14 protein-coding genes are annotated in these 20,156 nt (G+C 64.4%); 4 read left to right on the top strand and 10 right to left on the bottom strand.

Annotated elements, in window-relative coordinates; translation table 11 throughout:
• Positions 1 to 18: 18 nt before the first annotated feature.
• From DBR47_RS16075 to DBR47_RS16065, 3 genes are all read right to left on the bottom strand, one after another.
• Entirely contained in the window at positions 19 to 1,140 is a 1,122-nt protein-coding gene (locus DBR47_RS16075) for a phospholipase (RefSeq protein ID WP_124451839.1), read from the bottom strand.
• Positions 1,141 to 1,153: 13 nt separating this feature from the next.
• Positions 1,154 to 3,373: a TonB-dependent siderophore receptor gene (locus tag DBR47_RS16070; protein WP_197047104.1), complete on the bottom strand. Its 2,220-nt coding sequence runs from the start codon at positions 3,371 to 3,373 to the stop codon at positions 1,154 to 1,156.
• 194 nt (positions 3,374 to 3,567) lie between these two features.
• Positions 3,568 to 5,919: a Tex family protein gene (locus DBR47_RS16065; RefSeq protein WP_124451996.1), complete on the bottom strand. Its 2,352-nt coding sequence runs from the start codon at positions 5,917 to 5,919 to the stop codon at positions 3,568 to 3,570.
• Between the two features lie 118 nt (positions 5,920 to 6,037).
• Between DBR47_RS16065 and DBR47_RS16060 the strand changes: the two genes are divergently transcribed.
• The gene (locus DBR47_RS16060) at positions 6,038 to 7,525 is read left to right on the top strand and encodes an RNB domain-containing ribonuclease (RefSeq protein ID WP_124451835.1); all 1,488 of its coding nucleotides are present in this window, start codon (positions 6,038 to 6,040) and stop codon (positions 7,523 to 7,525) included.
• Here DBR47_RS16060 and DBR47_RS16055 read toward each other — a convergent pair.
• Entirely contained in the window at positions 7,522 to 9,189 is a 1,668-nt protein-coding gene (locus DBR47_RS16055; RefSeq protein WP_124451833.1) for an isovaleryl-CoA dehydrogenase, read from the bottom strand. The genes DBR47_RS16060 and DBR47_RS16055 overlap by 4 nt on opposite strands.
• A 142-nt stretch (positions 9,190 to 9,331) precedes the next feature.
• Between DBR47_RS16055 and DBR47_RS16050 the strand changes: the two genes are divergently transcribed.
• The gene (locus DBR47_RS16050) at positions 9,332 to 10,222 is read left to right on the top strand and encodes a hypothetical protein (RefSeq protein ID WP_197047103.1); all 891 of its coding nucleotides are present in this window, start codon (positions 9,332 to 9,334) and stop codon (positions 10,220 to 10,222) included.
• 3 nt (positions 10,223 to 10,225) lie between these two features.
• Positions 10,226 to 11,407 carry a hypothetical protein gene (locus DBR47_RS16045; protein ID WP_124451831.1) on the top strand — a complete coding sequence of 394 codons (1,182 nt, stop codon included), beginning with the start codon at positions 10,226 to 10,228 and terminating at the stop codon, positions 11,405 to 11,407.
• A gap of 7 nt (positions 11,408 to 11,414) precedes the next feature.
• Here DBR47_RS16045 and DBR47_RS16040 read toward each other — a convergent pair whose 3' ends face one another.
• From DBR47_RS16040 to DBR47_RS16015, 6 genes are all read right to left on the bottom strand, one after another.
• Positions 11,415 to 12,698 carry a TIGR03862 family flavoprotein gene (locus DBR47_RS16040; protein WP_124451829.1) on the bottom strand — a complete coding sequence of 428 codons (1,284 nt, stop codon included), beginning with the start codon at positions 12,696 to 12,698 and terminating at the stop codon, positions 11,415 to 11,417.
• A gap of 52 nt (positions 12,699 to 12,750) precedes the next feature.
• Complete coding sequence (locus DBR47_RS16035) at positions 12,751 to 13,656, bottom strand: SDR family oxidoreductase (protein WP_124451827.1); 906 nt, start codon at positions 13,654 to 13,656, stop codon at positions 12,751 to 12,753.
• A complete protein-coding gene (locus tag DBR47_RS16030) occupies positions 13,653 to 14,606 on the bottom strand; it encodes a glutathione S-transferase family protein (protein WP_124451825.1) in 954 nt (317 codons plus the stop codon). Before DBR47_RS16030 ends, DBR47_RS16035 begins: the two co-directional genes overlap by 4 nt.
• The gene (locus DBR47_RS16025; protein ID WP_124451823.1) at positions 14,603 to 15,079 is read right to left on the bottom strand and encodes a GNAT family N-acetyltransferase; all 477 of its coding nucleotides are present in this window, start codon (positions 15,077 to 15,079) and stop codon (positions 14,603 to 14,605) included. Before DBR47_RS16025 ends, DBR47_RS16030 begins: the two co-directional genes overlap by 4 nt.
• A complete protein-coding gene (locus tag DBR47_RS16020) occupies positions 15,079 to 16,116 on the bottom strand; it encodes an NADP-dependent oxidoreductase (RefSeq protein WP_124451821.1) in 1,038 nt (345 codons plus the stop codon). Before DBR47_RS16020 ends, DBR47_RS16025 begins: the two co-directional genes overlap by 1 nt.
• A 118-nt stretch (positions 16,117 to 16,234) precedes the next feature.
• Entirely contained in the window at positions 16,235 to 17,779 is a 1,545-nt protein-coding gene (locus DBR47_RS16015; RefSeq protein WP_124451819.1) for a methyl-accepting chemotaxis protein, read from the bottom strand.
• A gap of 509 nt (positions 17,780 to 18,288) precedes the next feature.
• Here DBR47_RS16015 and DBR47_RS25270 point away from each other — a divergent pair.
• Positions 18,289 to 19,845, top strand: coding sequence for a methyl-accepting chemotaxis protein (locus DBR47_RS25270; protein ID WP_124451817.1), 1,557 nt, complete (start codon positions 18,289 to 18,291; stop codon positions 19,843 to 19,845).
• Positions 19,846 to 20,156 lie beyond the last annotated feature (311 nt).

The raw sequence follows: 20,156 nt of genomic DNA, 5'->3' as shown, positions 1-20,156 counted from the left end.
GCCCATGCTTTCTTTCTTTTACAAGATGAAGCTTTGCAAAGACGGGGCTTCGCAGGCCTGGGCGAACTCGTCGCGCAGGCGTTCGCTCTCGGCAATCGCGCGCAGCCATTGCTTGGCGCGGCCTGCGGCATCGTCACCGAAGTGCTGGAAGTCGGAGCGATCCGGCAGCTTGGCGCCGGGCAGTGTGGCAATCCAGGCAGGATTGGGGGCCAGCAACACGACGTTGTCGAGAAAAGGTGTGGCACCGTGGCGGCGCTTCAAGGCCTTGTCCAGCCAGCCGGGCACGACCTGGCGCTGGAAATGCGGATACAGCACCAGGCCCTCACTGGCCATGGCGCCGTAGTTCAGATGCAGGTGGTAGTCGGTGATGCCCCCGTCCCAGTAAGCGCCGCGCGGTGCGCCGGGGATGTCGTGCACCGCCTGCAACCAAAAGGGAATGGAGCAGCTGGCCAGAATGCTGGGCTGAAAGTTGCTGGCATTGAGCTCGACTTGGTGGCTGCGGAAGTCGTTCAGGGGCAGAGGCAGGGGCGTGCGGGGGTCTGAAAAACTCACCCGCTCCAGCCAACTCCCCATGGCTTGGCGAGACAGCAGATTGGCCGCAAAAGCCGCCGTATAGCCCAGCGGCGTGCGCCAACGCCCTTCCCTGGCCAACAAGCGCCGACCGCGCGAGGCCAGCACATGCAGACGAAAGCGCGGGTGGCTCAGGGCCAGGGCCTCACGGCCGCCGAAGACCTCATCGAGCTTGGCGGCAAAGCCCTTGCTGACGGTGGCGGCCGAGGGCATCTTGTTTTTCCTCTTGGCCGAGCTGCCTGCGGGCGACTCCTCGTCATAGCTTTGGTGCACATAGCCCTGCGCCAAGTTCTCGAACTCGCGCTCCACCTCGGCGGCGTTGCGGGTCAAGCAAGCCGTGGCCATGCGCCAGGCGCCGATGGAGGCGCCCATCAGATGAACCGGCTGCTCGCTGCGGGCCAGCCAATCGCCGAAGATGAATTTGTCCAGCGGCCCAAGAATCAAACCCTTGGGGCCGCCGGCCGCAGCAGGCACCACCTGCACATCTTCCGGGCGCAGGCCGCGCTCCAACAAGCGCGCCTTGGCGCGCGGACCGGCGTAAATCAGCAGTGCAGGAGCGCTTGTCGTCATGGACCCGATCAGATCAAAGCTTGAGTTCCAAGGCCAGGCCAAACTGGGTGCGTGACTCGCGCAAAACATTGGTGCTGCTGCCGTCGCTGACCAGGGTCAGGGAGCGGGTATCCAGCGGCGCCAGATTGCTGGCCGAGAAACGCAGTGAGGCGGACTTGTTGAACACCCATTGTGCATAGACATCGAGCGAGCGACTATTGGACTGGTCCAGCGACTGCGTCAGCGTCTGCTGAGTCACATAGCCCGGCGTGTAGGCCAAGGACATGCCCGTGCTCAGCGGCAAGCTGCTCAGGCGGTAGTCAAAGCCCACATTAGCCGACCAAGGCTGCTGGCCGTCCAGGCGGTTATTAGCCATGGGCAGTGCATCGACATTGGAATGGTAGATGCTCAGATTGCCGCGCAGATTCAGGGCCAGCTTGGGGTCAAAAAGCGTGGGCATCAACTCGCCAGCGCGGCCCTTCACTTCCAGCTCCAGGCCCATGGTCTGGGCCTTGGAGAAGTTCACCGGACGCGAGACATAGCGCTGCAGCGGCGACCAGTCCACCGTCTCCAGCGACACGCTGTTGCGAATCAAATCCGTCACCCCACGGTAGAAGGCGCCCACGCTGACCAAGCCGCCACCGCTCAGGTATTTTTCAAACGCGATGTCCAGGCCGGTGGCCAACTCAGGCTTCAGGTTCGGATTGCCGGCGCGGTCGGGGTTGAGTTCGTCGTTCGGCAAAGGCGTGATGCCATCCGCCCCGAACACCGGCTTGACGGTATTGGTCAACGGGCGGGCCAGCAGCGCATTCAGATCGGGGGCCTTGTAGCTGCGCGTCACGCTGGCGCGGATCATGTCGCGGCCCTTGGGGTCCAGCTTGTAGTTCAGATGCCAGAGCGGCGTCACCACCGTGCTCACATTGCTGAACTGATATTCACTGCCGCGGCTGCTGGACTTGATGCGCTCACCGCGCAGACCCAGATAGGTCGACCACTGGGGCGACAACTCCCACTCGTCCTGCACAAACAAGGCCTGACGCTCGATGCCGGCCGAGAAGAGCTGGTTGTCGTACTTGGGTTGCAAGACCTCGCCGTTCTGGGTCTGGGTGCGCAGTTCATCACGCTTGCGCCACTCCAGCTCCCAGCCCACAGTGAGGCTGTGCTCATCACCCAGCAGCTGGCCGTACTTGCCGCCCTGGATCACGCTCCGGTCATGGCTATTGCCCACCGTGTTGCGGAAGGGCTGCGGGCCGGCACCGGCTACCAGCTCGCGGTAGCTCAGATTGTCGTAAGTGCCCTTGGAGTCCTGCAGCGCCAGCTTGAGCTCGATGCGCTGGGAGTCGCTGAAGCGATCGATCCACTGCGCATTGCCGCGCAGGTTCTGCCAGGTGCCGTGATTCAAGGAGTCGTCGTCGGCGAAGGGCGAGACCAGCTGCGCCGGCTGCTTGTCAAAGGTTTGGCGGTTGTTCCAGTAGCCTTTTTGCACAAAGGCCTGCACTGACAAACTCTCTTCATCGCTGATTTTCCAATTCAGGCGCGGCGCGGTGTTGAAGCCATGGCCCCAGTTGGCCTGCTCGCCTTGTCGGCTGTAGACCAGCGGAGAGCTGCCCAGCGTCCGATCGGTGCTGAAGTTGTTTTGCCCGCGCCACTCGAATACCGAGATTGGCAAGGACAAAGACACATTGCCTTTGCGCTCACCATAGGTGAAGGTGGCTGAAGGCGTGGGCCGCACGGCGCTATAGCCGGTGCCCAGACGCAGATCGCGCTGGCTGACGCGCGGTGCGTCCTTCAGGATGATGTTGATGGAGCCGGCCACCGCTTGGGCGCTCTGGTCGGCCGTAGGGCCCTTGCTGACCTCAATGCGTTCGACCTGGGCCGGGTCCAGCTGGTCCAAGGCGAAGCCCGGAGGCGCCGGGTCGCCGTTGATCAGAATCAGGGTGTAGCCGGCACCCAGGCCACGCATGCGCGGCGCACCACCGGCCACCGTCACGCCGGGCAGGCGCTTGAGCACATCGGCCACATTGCTGTCACCGAACTTGGCGATCTCTTCACGGCCATAAATCTGCTTGGCCACCGGGGCGCGGCGTCGCAGATCCACATCGCTGCTCTGACTCTTGATCTCGACGCGCTCCAGCTTGGTTCCAGGACGGGGCTGTGCCTCACTTCCGGGTGGGCCCTCCTGGGCCTGCGAACTGGGGGCATGCAAGGAGAAGGCAAGGGCGGCGCAGGCGGCGGCAACTGACGAGAGCTTCAAGAAATACTCCAAGGGTTCAGCGGTGGGGGCTTCGCTGCTTCGTTTGAAATCAAAACCAGCGCGCACCATAAGTGCAAGCTCAAGCGCTGTCTGCCCCAATGCGACCAATGGTGGATTTCAGGTACTCATTCGCCAGCCCGAGCGCGGAATCGCAAGCAAGGTCAACGCGCCCGGGCCGGGAACTCAAGACCGCATCAACGCTTGGTTTGCAACTTCGCAAAGGCCGCGGCCATGGCGCTGCCACCGGCCGGCGCGGCGGGTGCGGCCGTGCGACGATCGCCCGCGCCGCCGCCCGTACGCTCATTGCGCGCGGCGGGCCGGTAGCTGTTGTCGGGCTTGCTGCCGCTCTTTTGTAGCGGCGCATCCAGCTTCATGGTCAGCGAGATGCGCTTGCGCGAGAGGTCCACCTCCAGCACCCGCACCTTGACGATGTCACCGGTCTTGACCACCTCGCGGGCGTCACTGACGAACTTGTTCGCCAGCTGGCTGACGTGGATCAGGCCGTCCTGGTGCACGCCCAGGTCCACAAAAGCGCCGAACTGGGCGACGTTGGAGACCGTGCCCTCCAGCACCATGCCTTCGACCAGGTCCTTGATATCGTCCACACCTTCGCTGAAGCGGGCGACCTTGAAGTCGGGGCGGGGATCGCGGCCTGGCTTTTCCAGCTCGGCCAGGATGTCCTTGACGGTGATGGCGCCGAACTTGTCGTCGGCAAAGGCCTCGGGTTTGAGCGTGCGGATCACATCGCTCTTGCCCATCACCTCGGCCGCCGGCCGCTTGACGGCGGCCAGGATACGCTCGACCACGGGGTAAGTCTCGGGGTGGACGCCGGAGAAGTCCAAGGGGTTCTCGCCATCGCGGATGCGCAAAAAGCCCGCCGCCTGCTCGAATGTCTTGGGGCCCAGGCCCGTCACATCCATCAGCTGCTTGCGGTTTTTGAAAGCGCCATTGGCATCGCGCCAGCGCACGATGGAGGCGGCCACGGTGGCACTCAGACCCGACACCCGCGAGAGCAGGGGCGCAGACGCCGTGTTGAGGTCCACGCCCACCGAGTTCACGCAGTCTTCCACCACCGCGTCCAGGGTCTTGGCCATCTCGCTCTGATTCACATCGTGCTGGTACTGGCCGACGCCTATGCTCTTGGGGTCGATCTTGACCAGCTCGGCCAGCGGGTCTTGCAGACGGCGGGCGATGGAGACCGCGCCGCGCAAAGTCACATCCAGATCCGGCAGCTCCTTGGAGGCGAACTCCGAGGCCGAGTAGATCGAGGCACCGGCCTCGCTGACCACGACCTTCTGAATCTCGGTGCCGGGGGCCAGCTGCTGGATGCGCTTGATCAGATCGGCGGCCAGCTTGTCGGTCTCGCGGCTGGCCGTGCCATTGCCGATGGCGATCAGGTTGACGCCGTGGGTGGCGCAGAGCCGCCCCAGGGTGTGAATGGAACCTTCCCAGTCCTTGCGCGGCTCGTGCGGGAAGACGGCGCAGGTGTCCAGCACCCGGCCGGTATCGCTGACCACCGCCACCTTGACGCCGGTGCGGATGCCGGGGTCCAGACCCATCACCACCCGCTTGCCGGCCGGTGCAGCCAAGAGCAGATCGCGCAGGTTCTCAGCAAACACCTTGATGGCCACGCGCTCGGCCTCTTCGCGCAGGCGCGAGAACAGATCGCGCTCCAAGCTCATGCTGAGCTTGACCTTCCAGGTCCAGGCCACGGTCTTGCGAATCAGCTCATCGCTGGCGCGCTTGGCGTGGCTCCAGCCCAGATGGCGGGCGATGCGGCCTTCGGCCAGGCCCGGTTGGCCGGCCACCAGCTCTTCGTCCAGCACCAGCTTGGCGTCCAGGAATTCCTGCGTGCGGCCACGGAACACGGCCAGGGCACGGTGCGAGGGCACGGTCTTGATCGGCTCGTCGTAGTCGAAATAGTCGCGGAACTTGGCGATATCGGGATTGTTCTCGTCCTTGCCTTCCATCAGCTTGGAGCGGAACAGGCCCTCCTCCCACAGCCATTCGCGCAGCTTGCCGATCAGCAAGGCGTCCTCGGCCCAGCGCTCGGAGAGCAGATCGCGCACACCGTCCAGCACCGCGAAGGCGTCGGCGAAACCGGCTTCCGCGTTGATGAAAGCCTGGGCTTCAGCCTGCGGGTCCAGCGTCGGGTCGGCAAACAGCTTGTCGGCCAGGGGCTCCAGGCCGGCTTCGCGGGCGATCATGCCCTTGGTGCGGCGCTTTTGCTTGTAAGGCAGGTAGAGGTCTTCCAGCTCCTGCTTGGTGGGCGCAGCCGCTATCAGGGCGCGCAGCTCAGGGGTGAGCTTGCCCAGCTCCTCGATGCTCTTGAGCACCGCGGCACGGCGGTCTTCCAGCTCGCGCAGATAGCCCAGGCGGGCCTCCAGATCACGCAGCTGGGCGTCATCCAGGCCATCGGTGACCTCTTTGCGGTAGCGGGCGATGAAGGGGACGGTGGCGCCCCCATCGAGCAGTTCAACAGCGGCGTTGACCTGGGCCGGGCGAACATTCAGCTCGGCGGCAATTTGAAGCAGGATCTTGTCCAAAGCGTCGGGATCGTCGGGGATCACTTGAAAACCGGAAGCGGCGGAGTTTGCCACAGGCCGCCAACAGGCTTGCTCGGCAGCGCCTGTTCAGAGCCACGCTTTGGCTCTACATTGGCCCATGCGAAATCAACACCGATTCAAGCGTCATGATCTGGCCGCCCTGGCCAGCCAAGCCATGCTGGAGCGGGGGCTGGAGCCCGAGTTCCCGCCCGCGGTCCAGAAGGAGCTGGCCGGCCTGCCGGCCGATCTGCCGCCCCAGGCCACGGCCGGGCCGGCGGCAATTCGCGATTTGCGCGCCCTGCCCTGGTGCTCAATCGACAACGACGACTCCCTGGACCTGGACCAACTCACCACCTGCCAGCGCCAGCGCGGCGGCGGCCTGCGTCTCTTCGTGGCCGTGGCCGATGTGGATGTGCGGGTGCCGCCGGGCTCGGCCATCGATCAACATGCCCAGCTCAATACCTGCTCGGTCTACACCTCTGCGCGCATCTTCCCCATGCTGCCCGAGCGCCTGTCCACCGATCTCAGCTCGCTCAACCCGCAGCAAGACCGCCTGGCCCTGGTGACCGAGATGCTGATCGACGCCCAGGGCGAACTGCAGCATTCCAGCATCGGCCGCGCCTGGGTGCGCAACCAGGCCAAGCTGGCTTATGACGCCACCTCCGCCTGGCTGCTGGGCGAGGCCGAGCTGCCCGCCGCCGCCCTTGCCTGGCCGGGCATGGACGAGCAGCTGCGCCTGCAAGACGCGATGGCGCAAACCCTGCGCGCGCGCCGCCATGCCCAGGGCTCGCTGGAGTTTGAAACCCTGCAGCCGCGGGTCATCTTCGAGGGCGAGAAAGTACTGGACTTGCAGCAGCAGGAGCAAAACCGCGCCCGTCAGCTGATCGAAGAATTCATGATCGCTACCAACGGCTGCTGCGCCCGCTTCTTGGCCGCACATGGCGGCGCCTCGCTGCGCCGGGTGGTGCGCTCGCCCGAGCGCTGGGCCCGCATCGTCGAAGAAGCGCACAAATACGGCGAGCAATTGCCTAACTCCCCAGACGCGCAGGCGCTGGAAGGCTTTCTGGCGCGGCGCAGGCGCGCCGACCCGCTGCGCTTTCCTGATTTATCCCTGGTGATCGTCAAGCTGATGGGCGCGGGTGAGTATGTGGTGGAGCGGCCGGGCAGCGCGCCCATCGGCCACTTCGGCTTGGCCGAGCGCGAATACACCCACTCCACCGCGCCCAACCGGCGCTACCCCGACCTGATCAGCCAACGCATGATCAAGGCCTGCCTGGCTGGCCAGCCCGGGCCCTATAGCCCGGCCGAGTTAGAAGACCTGGCCCTGCACTGCACCCGGCAAGAGGACGCAGCCCGCAAGGTGGAGAGGCGCATGCGCAAGTCCGAGGCCGCGCTATTTCTGGAACCCCGCATCGGCGAGATCTTCGCGGCCCTGGTCACCGGGCGCGGCGAGGCCGGCACCTGGGTTCGCGTGCTGAACCCGCCGGTGGAAGGCATGTTGGTCGGCCACGCCCCCGAGATGCGCCTGGGCCAGCGCCTGAATGTGCGCTTGGTAGGCTGCAATATCGAAAAAGGCTTTATCGACTTTGCCTACATGCAGGGCTAGGCGGGAAAGGCTCTTTGCAAAATCGCTTCCACCTGCTGGCCACGTGAATCGGCCAGGCCGCTGACCGCGCCCCAGGGCATTGAGGCCGAAAAGCGGGTCGCTACGAAAGCCTCGGCCACAAAGCCCGGCGCATGCTGACGCAGCAAGGCGGCTTGCGCCAGCAGCACCAGGCGGGCGGCCAGCTGGCGGCCCAGGCCTTCCAGCTCGGCGGGTGGCAGGCTGAGCAAGGCACGCAGCTGGGCCAAGGCGGCCAGCAAGCAGGCCTCATCGCCCAGACCCTGGGCCAACTCATCCAGCAAGGTCTCGAAGGCCTGGGGCTCGCGGGCGATGGCACGCAGCACATCCAAGCACATCACATTGCCCGAGCCCTCCCAGATGGAGTTGACCGGTGCCTCGCGGAAGAGCCGGGCCATCACGCCCTCGTCCACATAGCCATTGCCGCCCAGCACCTCCATGGCCTCGCCCGTCAGCTCAACAGCGCGCTTGCAAACCCAGAACTTGGCGGCCGGGGTGAGGATGCGCATCCAGGCGCGCTGGCTGGGTTCGGCTTGATGCTCAAAGGCCTGGGCCAGGCGCATCATCAAGACGACGGCGGCCTCGCTCTCCAGCGCCAGATCGCAGAGCACCGTGCGCATCAGGGGCTGCTCTATCAGCAAACGGCCAAAAGCCTGGCGATGGCGGGCATAGTGCAGCGCCTGCACCAGGGCCTGGCGCAGCATGGCGGCGCTGCCCACCACGCAGTTGAGTCGGGTGTAGCCGGCCATCTCGATGATGGTGGGAATGCCACGGCCGGGCTCGCCCATCAGCAGGCCGTAGGCGTCCTGAAACTCGACCTCGGAGCTGGAATTGCTGCGATTGCCGACCTTGCTTTTCAAGCGCTGAATCTGCACGGCGTTCTTTGTTCCGTCGGGCCGCCAGCGCGGCACGAAGAAGCAGCTGGGGCTGCCATCCGCCGTCTTGGCCACCACCAGATGGGCGTCGCACATGGGTGCGGAGAAAAACCATTTGTGGCCGCGCAAGGCGTACTCGGCCCCGCGACCGCCAGCGCCCACCGGCGTGGCCAGGGTGGTGTTGGCCCGCACATCGGAGCCGCCCTGCTTCTCCGTCATGCCCATGCCGACCCAGATGGAGCGCTTCTGCGCCAAGGGCAGGTCGCGTTCGTCATACTCGGTAGAAAGAAGTTGATCTTTCAGCTGCGCCCACAAGGCCGGCTCCTTCTGCAGCACCGGGATGGCGGCTTGCGTCATGGTGGCCGGGCACAGCGTGCCGGCCTCCACCTGGCCATGCAGATAAAAGCCCGCCGCCCAGGCCGACCAGCGGCCGCTCTGGCCCTCACGGAAGGGCATGGCGATCAGGTCTTCGGCTCGAACCATGGCCATCAAGCGATGCCAGCTGGGATGGAAGTCCACGCGGTCGATGCGGCGCCCCCGCGCATCAAAACTCTGCAGCTCGGGCGTATGGCGATTGGCCTGGGCCGCCAGGGCATAGCTCACGGCCGTCCCCAGGCGATCGGCATAGGCCGACAAGCGCGGCTCGAAGGCGCTGCCACCGCCGCGCTGCAAGGCTTCGCGCAGCGCTGGGTCGGTGGCGAGTGGACGGTAGTCGCTCAGCTCATCCACCTGGTTCATCAACTCATGGGTTTGCCAGGGCTTGTGTTCCTTCATGCGGGCCTCCTTTGGCCTGAGTCTAGAGCCCGCGTCCCCGATGGACAGGACCTTCCCCTAGGTCAGCAAGGGTTTGCATGAATGGGGCCAAGCGGTGGGGCTGCCTATGCTGCCTCGACAAAAACCGAGCCGGAGACAGCACATGGCCTTCCTCACCCCTCGTCGCGCCCTGGGTGGCGCCCTCGTCCTCGCCCTGCTTGCGGCCTCGGCCGCCTGGGCCACCAATTACTCGCTGTGGATCAATGGCCGCACTGGCGGCGGCGTGGCCGGCAACTATGCCGACTTCACTTACTGGGGCCCGGCCACCACGGCCGCGGGCATCAACAAGAAAGCCGTCAACTGGGATGGCTACCACCACATCTCCGACCAGAACTATCTGGTGCGCAATGCCCTGGACTGCTATTGCACGGGGCCCAACTGGTGCTACGTCGCGGTCCACAGCGCCGGCAATCTGATGATGGGCTACACCTTGTCCATGTACGGCGGCAGCACCCGCTACAAGAAGAACGCCAGCCCCGGCAGCGACGGCCAATGCGCGAATAGCGATGGCACGACCCAGACCGGCTGGAATATCAAATGGGTCAATGTGGCGGCCGGTGCGGCCGGCGGCAGCGAACTCTCGGATGCCGGCAGCTGGACAACGTCTGAGCCCTTGGTGGCCGACCTCAAGACCACCACCGCGCGCGCCATGTACGACCACAACAACACCCGCGCCAAGATGTTTTATATGTACGCCGGTGCCAAGGGCACGGCCTACTCCTTCATCCTGCCGGGCCAGGACGACGAAGCCGTGGCCTACCATTCCTCGGGCGGCGTCTCGGGCAGCTCGGGCGGCAGCTACTGCAACCCCAGCGACTGGCTGTGCAATGACCTGACCCTGGGCACGGCCGCCGTCGAAGGTGGCAAGGCCAAGTGGAGCAATCACTCCGTCGTTTTCCGCGACGATGCGGAAGCCTACAACCACTACACCAACGGCAATTGGGGCGGCGTGGTCAGCAAGGTGCGGGCGGATATGGTCACCAACGCCAACTAAGGTTTGAAGAGCAAACGCGAATGGGCAGCTCTGCTGCTGGGGCTGGTGGCTGTGGCCTGCCTGGTCTTTCTGGCCTTGCGCAGCCCGGCCCCAGCTGAGGCAGGGGTGAAGCTGCAGGCCAGCGCCGCCTCCGCGCCGGCTTCGGTGCCAACGCCCACCAACACCAGCCCGCTCAAATTGGAAGCCAGGCAAGACGCCCAAGCCCAGCGCCAACTCTGGCAGCAGCGCTTGGAGCGTGCCCAGCAAAGCCTGGATCACTACAAGCAGTCCACCCGCTACCCGCCCGAGTCCCGCCCCATCAGCGAGCACCCCGACCAGCGCCAGCCCTTTGCCCCCGTCGTCTCGGAGTCGCCCATGCGCACGCCCGACGGCAAGGGCGTGGACGGGGTGCGTATCGTCAGCACGCAGGACCGCATCTTCATGAGCGGCAATGAGACGGTGAACTTCAGCTTCGCCGCGCTCGACAACAGTGGCCAGACCCTGCCCTTGCTGGCGACCCGCGCCCTGGCCTTTGACCTGCCCGACCCACGCCAGGCTCAGGGCCGGCCCCAGGTGGCCCTGAACTTTGTGGCCGGAGGCGACGGCGTGCTGCGCGCCTCCTTCAACCCGGCGAGCCAGGGCTTTGCCGACTTTGCCGGCACCCTGCGGGTGCAGGTGCAGTACAACCAGAACGGGCGCCTGGGTCAGCTGAGCTTTGACATCGTCTACCAGCCCCTGATTCCCGCGCAATGGACGGGCACGGTGCGCGAGCAGCTGGCGCAGGGCTCACTGGATTTTTTGATCGGCGCCAAGATCAATCAGGCGGGGCGTTATGTGGTGAGCGCCCGGGTGGAAGATGCCAAGGGCCAAATGTTTGCCCTGCTGCAGTTCAACGAGGAAGTCGAGGCCGGCAACCAGGACTTCCGCCTGCGCCTGTTTGGCAAGCTCTTGCAGGATTCGCAGCCCGCTTTTCCAATCAAGCTGCGCGATGTGCAGGGCTTTTTGCTGCTGGCCGACCGCTTCCCCGACCGCGCCATGATGCCGCGCTGGCCCGGCCTGGTTTACACCAGCACCAGCTATGCACCCGGCAGCTTCTCCAACGCCGAGTGGGCCAGCGAGGAACGCCAGCGCTATATCGAGGAGTACAGCAAAGACGTCAACACGGCCCAGCAAAAGCTGATCGAACTCCTCCCGCCCAAGCCTTGAGCCCGGTTTATTGGCTCAAGGCCCAGCGCGCCGCGCCCTCGCCCGCCACCGCGCCGCTGGCCATGCTGGCCGTCAGCAGATAGCCGCCGGTGGGCGCCTCCCAGTCCAGCATCTCACCGGCGCAGAACACACCCGGCAAGGCCTTCAGCATCAGCCCGGTGTCCAGTTCCTCCAGACGCACGCCACCCGCCGTGCTGATGGCCTCGGCCACGGGACGGGCGGCTTTCAGGCGCAGGGGCAGGCGCTTGAGGGTGCGAGCCAGCAAGGCCTCGTCCTTGTACTCCTCCTTGCTCAGCACCTCGTGCAGCAGGCCGGCCTTCAGGCCTTCGATGCCCAAGCGGCTTTTCAGATGGGTAGAGAGCGAGCGGGGCCCGCGCGGGCGCGAGACCTCGGCGGCGACGAAGTCCTCCGTGCGATCGGGCAGCAGGTCCAGATGAACCAGGGCCTCGCCTTGTTCATTGATCTCTTCACGCAGCAGATGGGCGGCGGCGTAGACCAAGGAGCCTTCGATGCCGCTGGCCGTCACCACAAACTCACCCTGGCGGGCGAACTGGCGGCCACTCTTGCTGCTGACGAAATGCAGGGCCACCGGCTTGATGGGCAGGCCGGCGAATTTCTCGGCAAACAGGGGGCTCCAACCCGGCACCTCAGCGCCTGCGCGGCGCGGGCCCAGATCAAAACCGCAGTTGGCGGCTTGTAAGGGGGCGATGTTCACACCGCGTGCAGCCAGCAAAGGCAGCCAAGCGCCGTTGGAGCCCAGCTGCGGCCAGGAGGCGCCGCCCAAGGCCAGCACCAGCACATCAGGTTTGAGCAAACGCTCCTGCCCCTGCTCGCCCTCGAACTTCAGCTGACCATCGGCCGCCCAGCCCAGCCAGCGCTGGCGCATGGAAAAGCGCACGCCCGCCTCACGCAAGCGGTGCAGCCAGGCGCGCAGCAGGGGCGCGGCCTTCATGGACGAGGGGAAGACCCGGCCCGAGCTGCCCACAAAAGTCTCCACACCCAGCTCGGCCGCCCAGGCGCGCAGGCCCTCGGCGTCCAGGGTGTCCAACCAGCGCGCCACTTCCGCGTTGCGCTCGGCATAACGTTGAATGAAATCGGCCTTGTCTTCGGAATGGGTCAGGTTCAAACCGCCCTTGCCGGCCAGCAGGAACTTGCGGCCTACCGAAGGCATGGCATCGCAGACCTCGACCTCCAGGCCGGCCGCGCGCAGGCGCTCGGCCGCCATCAGCCCCGCTGGACCGCCACCGATGACCAGGGCGTGTTTGTTGGAGCGAGGGGAAGTGGAAGGCATGTGCAGGGCAGTAAAGAGAGCGGGGGCAGGGAGTGTGCCAGATTCCGCCGCCCTAGCCTCCTGCCGACTTCAGCAAGGCGGCGATCTGCGCGCCTAGCTCCGGCTTGTCCTTGAAGGGGTCGCTGGGGTTGCGCAGCTGCATCACATCTTCCATGCGAACCTGCACTCCAGCCAGGGATTTGGGGTGGCTGAAAATATAGAACTGGCCCGAGTCCACAGCGGCGAACACCATGGCCGCCACCTCAGCCGCCGTCACCTTGCCAGCGGACACGGCCTTGTCGCTCATGGCCTGAGACACCAGCTGGCTCTTGGTCGGCTTGGCTGCGGCCAGCTCACCCGGCCGGTTGCGATGGCTTTGCGCAATACCCGTGGGCACAAAGAAGGGGCAGAGCACAGCGGCATGGACCTGCTGCGTCACCAGGGCCAGGTCTTGATAGAGCGTCTCGCTCAAGGCCACGACCGCGTGTTTGGAGACGTTGTACACGCCCATATTCGGCGCATTGACCATGCCGGCCATGGAGGCGGTGTTGACGATATGGCCCTGGTAAGCCGGGTCGGCGGCGGCCGCCTCCAGCATCATGGGGGTGAACAGACGCACGCCATGCACCACCCCCATCAGATTAACGCCCAGCACCCATTCCCAATCGGCCAAGGTGTTTTCCCACACCAGGCCGCCCGAGCCCACGCCGGCATTGTTGAAGACAAAGTGCGGGGCACCAAAGCGCTGCTTCACGGCGGCGGCCAGCGCCTCCATCTCGGCCGCCTTGGACACATCGACCCGCTGGGCCAGCACTGGCAAACCATCGAACTCGGCCGCGGCTTTTTCCAAGGCATCGGCCTGCACATCGCAGAGCACCAGATTCATGCCGCGCGCCGCCGCCAGCCGCGCCACTTCCAGGCCGAAGCCCGAACCCGCGCCGGTGATGACGGCGGTCTTGCCCTGATGGCTTTTGCTCATGATTTTGCGTCTCCAGTGTCCTTGCGCAGGCTGTAACCCATGCGCGGGAAATGCACATGCACCCGTCCGGCCCGCTCGTCCAAGCGCGCCAGGCTGATGCGTTCCTCCGTCAGACCCACCAACTCGCCACGCACCGCGTCGCTGGCGTAATCGCTGGCGGCCACCTGCACGGTCTGACCGGCCTCAAAACCCAGGCCGGGCTGTACCGCCACCGGCAGCTGCGGCCCCTGCTCGCGAGCGATGGCCAGCGCGGCCTCGCTGCTCAGCTTCTCGCTGCGGCCATGGCCGAAAGCGGCCACGCGCTCGAACCAGTCGTTCAAGCGGCTGTAGGGCGCCAGAACACCGGCCACCGGTGGGGCTCGGCGGATGTACCAGAGGCTTTGCGCCACCGAGAAATCAGCCACGCTGGAGACTTCGCCCAGCAAGAAGCGGCGGCCATCGGCGAGCTGGGATTCCAGCCACTGCAGCTGCGTGCGCAGAGCTGCCGTGGCGTCCGCCACCGAGGGTCGCTTCATGCCGCCCAGCATGGCCGCGCGGTCGGCCGCAAAAGCGGCCAAAAACTCCGGCGGCGCCCCGGCAAAGATGGCGGCCGCCCCGGCCGGCTGCATGGTGTAGGGCACAGCCGCCCAGAACAGCTCGCGATCGGCCCATTGCGCCTGCATACGGGCCTGGCCTGCAATGGCGGCCGGGAACAAGCTCGGCTCGGGCTGGACAGCCTCCAGCAGCTCGCAGATCAGGGCCGTGTCGCAAACGACATCGCCCGCCAGCTGCAGAAAAGGTGTGCGTCGATAGCCGCCGGTCAAGGCCTGCACATCGGGCTTGGGCAGCATCACCGGCACCGTCACGCTGAGCCAACTCAAACCCTTGCTGCCCAGGATCAGGCGCAGCTTCTCGGAGAACGGCGAGCCGGGGTAGTGGTGCAAGATCAGGTGGGGATGGGGGGTTTTCATCGCGGGTCGGCCTTTCTCTGCATATCGATGTGATCAATGCCGTCCTCGTCGTAGACGGCAGAGACCGGCTCAAAGCCCAGGCTGGCGTAAAAGCCTTGCAGATGGGCTTGGGCGCTGAGGGCCAGGTCTTGCCCCGGCCACAGGCGCCCGCAGGCCTGCACGGCCTCTTGCATCAGGCGCCGGCCCTGGCCCGCGCCGCGCGCCTCGGGGGCCGTCACGACCCGACCGATCTCGGGCAAAACATGGCTAGTGCCCTTGGCCAGAGGCGGCAGCAGGCGGGCATAGGCTTGCAAGTCGCCGCTGCCAGGCTCACTGCCCAGCAAATGCCAGCTGTGCAGATCGACGCCGTCTGGGTCCAGATAAACGCATTGCTGCTCCAGCACAAACACCCGAGCCCGCAGGGCCAGGGCTTGGTAGAGCTGGACGGCGTTCAGCTCATGCAGGGGCGCGCAATGCCAAAGCAGCTCGCCCATCAAACCAGCTTGACCAGCTGCTTGCCGAAATTCTTGCCCTTGAGCAGGCCCAAGAATGCTTCGGGCGCAGCGGCAATGCCTTGGGCCACCGACTCCCGGAACTTGAGCTTGCCGGTGGCGACCAGGCCGCCCAGCTCCTTCAAGGCCTCGGGCCAGACTTCCATATGCTCGCTGACGATGAAGCCCTCCACCTTCATGCGATTGGTCAGGATCAGCTGGGGCGCGGCCAGGGGGATGGGCTCGCCGTTGTAGCCGGAGATCATGCCGCACATGGCCACACGGCTGAAGGCATTGGCGCGCAGCATCACCGCGTCCAGAATCATGCCGCCCACGTTTTCAAAATGCCCGTCGATGCCATTCGGGCAAGCGGCCTTGAGCGCGGCCGAGAGCGAGCGCAGATCGGCGTGCTGCTTGTAGTCGATGCAGGCATCAAAGCCCAGCTCCTCGACCACATAACGGCATTTGTCCGCACCACCGGCCAGGCCCACGGCGCGCGCACCGCGCGCCTTGGCCAGCTGGCCCACCACGCTGCCCACCGCGCCGCTGGCGGCGCTGACCACCACGGTCTCACCGGCCTTGGGATTGATGATTTTGATCAAGCCGTACCAGGCCGTCACGCCGGGCATGCCCACGGCGCCGAGGTAGGCCGACAGGGGGATGTGGGTGGTGTCCACCTTTTGCAGCACGCCGCGCTGGGCGGCATCCACCACAAAATATTCCTGCCAACCGCCCATGCCCCACACCTTGTCGCCGACAACAAAGTGGGCGTTCTTGGAGGCGATGACCTCACCGGCGGTTGCGCCAATCATCACCTCATTCAAGGGCTGGGGCTGGGCATAGCTCTTGCCGTCATTCATGCGGCCGCGCATATACGGGTCCAGGCTCAGGAAATGATTTCGGATCAAGACCTGACCCTCGGCCAACTCATCGGCCGTGGGCAGCGCCTGCTCACGCAGGGTGAAGTTCTGAGTCGTGGGCTCGCCCTGGGGGCGTGAGGCCAGGAGGATCTGGCGATTGAGGGTCTTGTTTTGGCTCATGGGAAGGGCTCCTGCGGAATGCAAATTTGTGCTGAATTGAATCATGCCAAATTCACAGCCCCAGTCCCATGGGCGACAAAGCAGGGCCCCCGAAGGCTGCGCCAGCGCGCAGCCGCGTTTAAAGCCTGAAAACCGCGACGGCTTCCACCAGTTGGGAGGCCTGGCCGCGCAGGCTTTCGGCGGCAGCGGCGCTTTGCTCCACCAAGGCGGCGTTCTGCTGGGTGCTCTGGTCCATCTGCGTCAGGGCCGAGCCCACCACGGCCACGCCCCGGCTCTGCTCGGCACTGGCCGAGGCAATCTCGCTGACGATATCGCTCACCCGGCGGATGGCGCTGACCACCTCCAGCATGGTGCTACCGGCCTTGTCCACCAGCTGGGTGCCGCGGTCCACCCGCTCCACACTGGCCATGATCAGGGTCTTGATCTCGCGCGCCGCCTCGGCGCTGCGCTGGGCCAGGCTGCGGACCTCGCCGGCCACGACGGCAAAGCCGCGGCCTTGCTCGCCGGCCCGTGCCGCTTCCACCGCCGCATTCAGGGCCAGGATATTGGTCTGGAAGGCGATGCCGTCGATCACCGAGATGATGTCGGCGATCTTCTTGGAGCTGTCGTTGATGTCCTTCATCGTGCCCACCACCTCACCCACCACATCGCCGCCCTGCTGGGCCACGGTGGAGGCACTCATGGCCAGCTGATTGGCCTGGGCGGCGCTCTCGGCGTTCTGGGTCACGGTGGTGCCCAGCTGGCTCATCGATGAGGCGGTTTGCTCCAGCGCGCCGGCTTGGCTCTCGGTGCGTTGCGAAAGGTCTTGATTGCCCTGAGCAATCTGGGCGCTGGCCGTGGCCACGCTCTCGGCATTGCTGCGCACGGTGCCCACCACCCGGGTGAGCGACTTTTGCATCTCCTGCATGGCCGCCAGCAGGGGCGAGAACTCGTCGTTCTCGCGGTCCACGATGTCCACACTCAGATTGCCGTCACGCACCCGCTCCACCACGGCCTGGGACTGGCCCACGCGCCGCTGCAAGAGCCGGGCGATGTACCAGGAGAAGGTCAGCAGCCCCAGGGCCAGCACCAGCACCAGGCCCACGACCAGGCTGCGTACCGACTTGGCGTCACCGGTGACCACCCCAATCTCATGGCTCAGCATCGCGTTCTCACGCTTGACCTCGGCCTCCATGATGTCCAGCGCTCGGTTCCGCACCGGGATCGTGGTGTTCACAAGATAGTCAAAGGCTTCGATCTTCTTGTCGGCCTTGATCAGGGCGATGTTCTCATTCCCGACCCGCCAAAACTCCTTGAAGATCTCCTCCAACTTGCGCCCGGCCTCCTTGGCCTCTGGCTCATTTGCCGCCTTGTTAAAGGCCGCCAGCGTCTCATCAATTTCTTGGTGCTTGTGGTCGATGTATTGCAGCGTGGCTTCCAGGTCTTGCGGCGTCCGCACCAAGATGGCGTGGCGCACCTGCAAAGAAACCCGGGTCAGATTGAGCTGAGCAGACGCGATGCGCATCAGCTGCGGCACCCGCAACTCGTTCACCGAGTCTCCGTTAGCCGCGACAGCCGAGAGCGAATTCCAACTGACCACCGCCACCACCACCAGGCAGACGACCAGGAGCAGGGAGGCGGCATACAGACGCTTGGCAATTCCGAACGTGGATGTGTGACCCATTGAGGACCTCTCACTAACAACAAAACGCATGGACCGGCGCCGATTGTGCAGCGCCGCATCAAAAAAACGATGGATCTGAAAGGCACCGAAGTGCAAGCTTTTCTAGTTCGGCGAAAAAGGCCACGAATTGAGCACTTAAATCAAAACCAGGCATCAAGAAAGGCATTAGGCTGGCGAAAACCATGTACAAGCCATGGGCTTTCATGGCCTGGAGACCTGAGTCAGATGCCGCCCCTGCCCAGCAAGGAGGCGGTGCGTTGGAACTCATGTCCACATCGACGAGTGGTCGGAGGGAGCTGCCCTGAAAACCTTGTTTGAGCAAGGCCAGGGTGCAATCTTTTGCAAGGACTGCTTGTTTCGATGGCTATCCCCTCCCGCCCAACGCGCAGCGTTTGAGCCCGCGCGCACAGCGCCTGACCCAGATTCCTCGCAGCCTCCCCAGCCGCTGCCGAATCCTCTGCCTGCGCCTCCTCCCCTTCTGGTCTTTCTAGTGATTCGGAGTCCAATGTATGAATCTCTCTGACTACAAAATTTCCACGAAGCTGATTGCCGGCTTCATCGCAGTGGCACTTTTCGGCGTGGCCATTGGCATGATTGGCATGAGAACCACGGCCAGCATCAATGAAGGCGCCAAACAGGTTTTTGAGCGGGAGTTGCCTGGGCTTTCAGCCATCAAGGAAGCCAACATCAATCTGATCTACATCAGCCGTGAGGTTCGCACCGCCATCCTCGCTCCGGATGCTGAGACACGCTCCAAGGCCTTGACCGCGACGAAAGCAAATCTTGAACTGACCAAATCAAATATGGCCCTTGCAGGCAAGTACTTTCTTTCGGAAAAGGGCAAGGCTGAAATTGCCAAATTGGCGGGCTTTTGGACAGAGTACGAAACCGTGCTCGCCAAGCTCATTGAGAAAATCAGCGCCAGCAAGATTGGCGAGAGCCAAGAAGTCACAAGCTTTCTTCTGACGAACTTCTCACCAGCGGTGAACAAGGTGGACGATCAGATGACGGCTATTGCTCGCTTCAAGGAGGCCAACACCCAAAGATTGGTCGCAGCCAATGCGGAGACTTACAGCAGCAGCCGCAACTGGGCCATCGCCTTGATCCTTGTGAGCCTGAGCCTGGGTGTGGGCCTGGGGCTTTGGATCAGCCGCAATGTGACCAGCAGCCTGAGTCGCGCGGTGGAAGGCGCCAAGCGCATGAGCGAAGGCGATATGAGCCAGGCCATTGAGGTGGTGGGCCGCGATGAAACCGCCCAACTGGCACAAACGCTGGAAGAGATGCGCCAGACCCTGGCCGGCATCGTCGGCAATGTGCGCAGCAATGCCGAGAGCGTGGCCACGGCCAGCGCGCAGATTGCCCAAGGCAACTCCGACCTGAGCCAACGCACCGAGGAACAGGCCAGCGCCTTGGAACAAACCGCCGCCACCATGGACGAGCTGGGCTCCACCGTGCGCAACAATGCCGACAACTCGCAGCAAGCCAATCAGCTGGCCATGAATGCCTCCAATGTTGCGACCCAGGGCGGTGCGGTGGTGAGCCAGGTGGTCGAGACCATGCGCGGCATCAACGACAGCTCCAAGCAGATCACCGACATCATCACCGTCATCGACGGCATCGCCTTCCAGACCAATATCCTGGCCTTGAATGCGGCGGTCGAAGCGGCCCGCGCCGGTGAGCAAGGCCGCGGCTTCGCGGTGGTGGCGTCGGAAGTGCGCAGCCTGGCCCAGCGCAGCGCCGAGGCCGCCAAGGAGATCAAGACCTTGATCGCCGCCAGCGTGGAGCGGGTGGAGCAAGGCACGGGCCTGGTGGACGAAGCCGGCAAGACCATGCAGGAGATCGTCGGCGCCATCAGGCGCGTGACCGATATCGTGGGCGAGATCAGCTCGGCCAGCATCGAGCAAAGCTCGGGCGTGTCACAGATCGGTGAAGCCATCACCCAGATGGACAAGGTCACCCAGCAAAACGCCGCTCTGGTGGAAGAAAGTGCCGCCGCCGCCGAGAGCTTGCGTCAGCAAGCTCAACAACTGGTCAGCGCGGTGGCTTTCTTCAAGATCGGGCGTTGATATTGCATATCAGGCCAAGCCTGCCTGAGCCGCCTCCAAAGAACTTGAAAAAATAGATTTCCACAAATACACATCAAAATTCCTGTAAATCCAGCTGTTCTTTGGGATTGATTGCAACCACTTCCTGGGGCGCATCTGCGCCCCTTTTTCTTTAGCAATAGCTGACAAGACTGAGCGCAAACCCAAGCAATCCAGCCGGTTAACTTTTGAAAAGTCCTGCTCAATGAATTTACATTTGTAGAAATGTGTAATCCAATGCTCGCATCGGGTGCAAGCAGATTTTTCAGGTACCTGGCCCAAGTTCTAGTCCC

It is taken from the genome of Paucibacter sp. KBW04 (assembly GCF_003852425.1).
Classification (GTDB): Bacteria; Pseudomonadota; Gammaproteobacteria; order Burkholderiales; family Burkholderiaceae_C; genus Paucibacter_A.
This window is presented reverse-complemented; position numbering and strand designations above follow the sequence as displayed.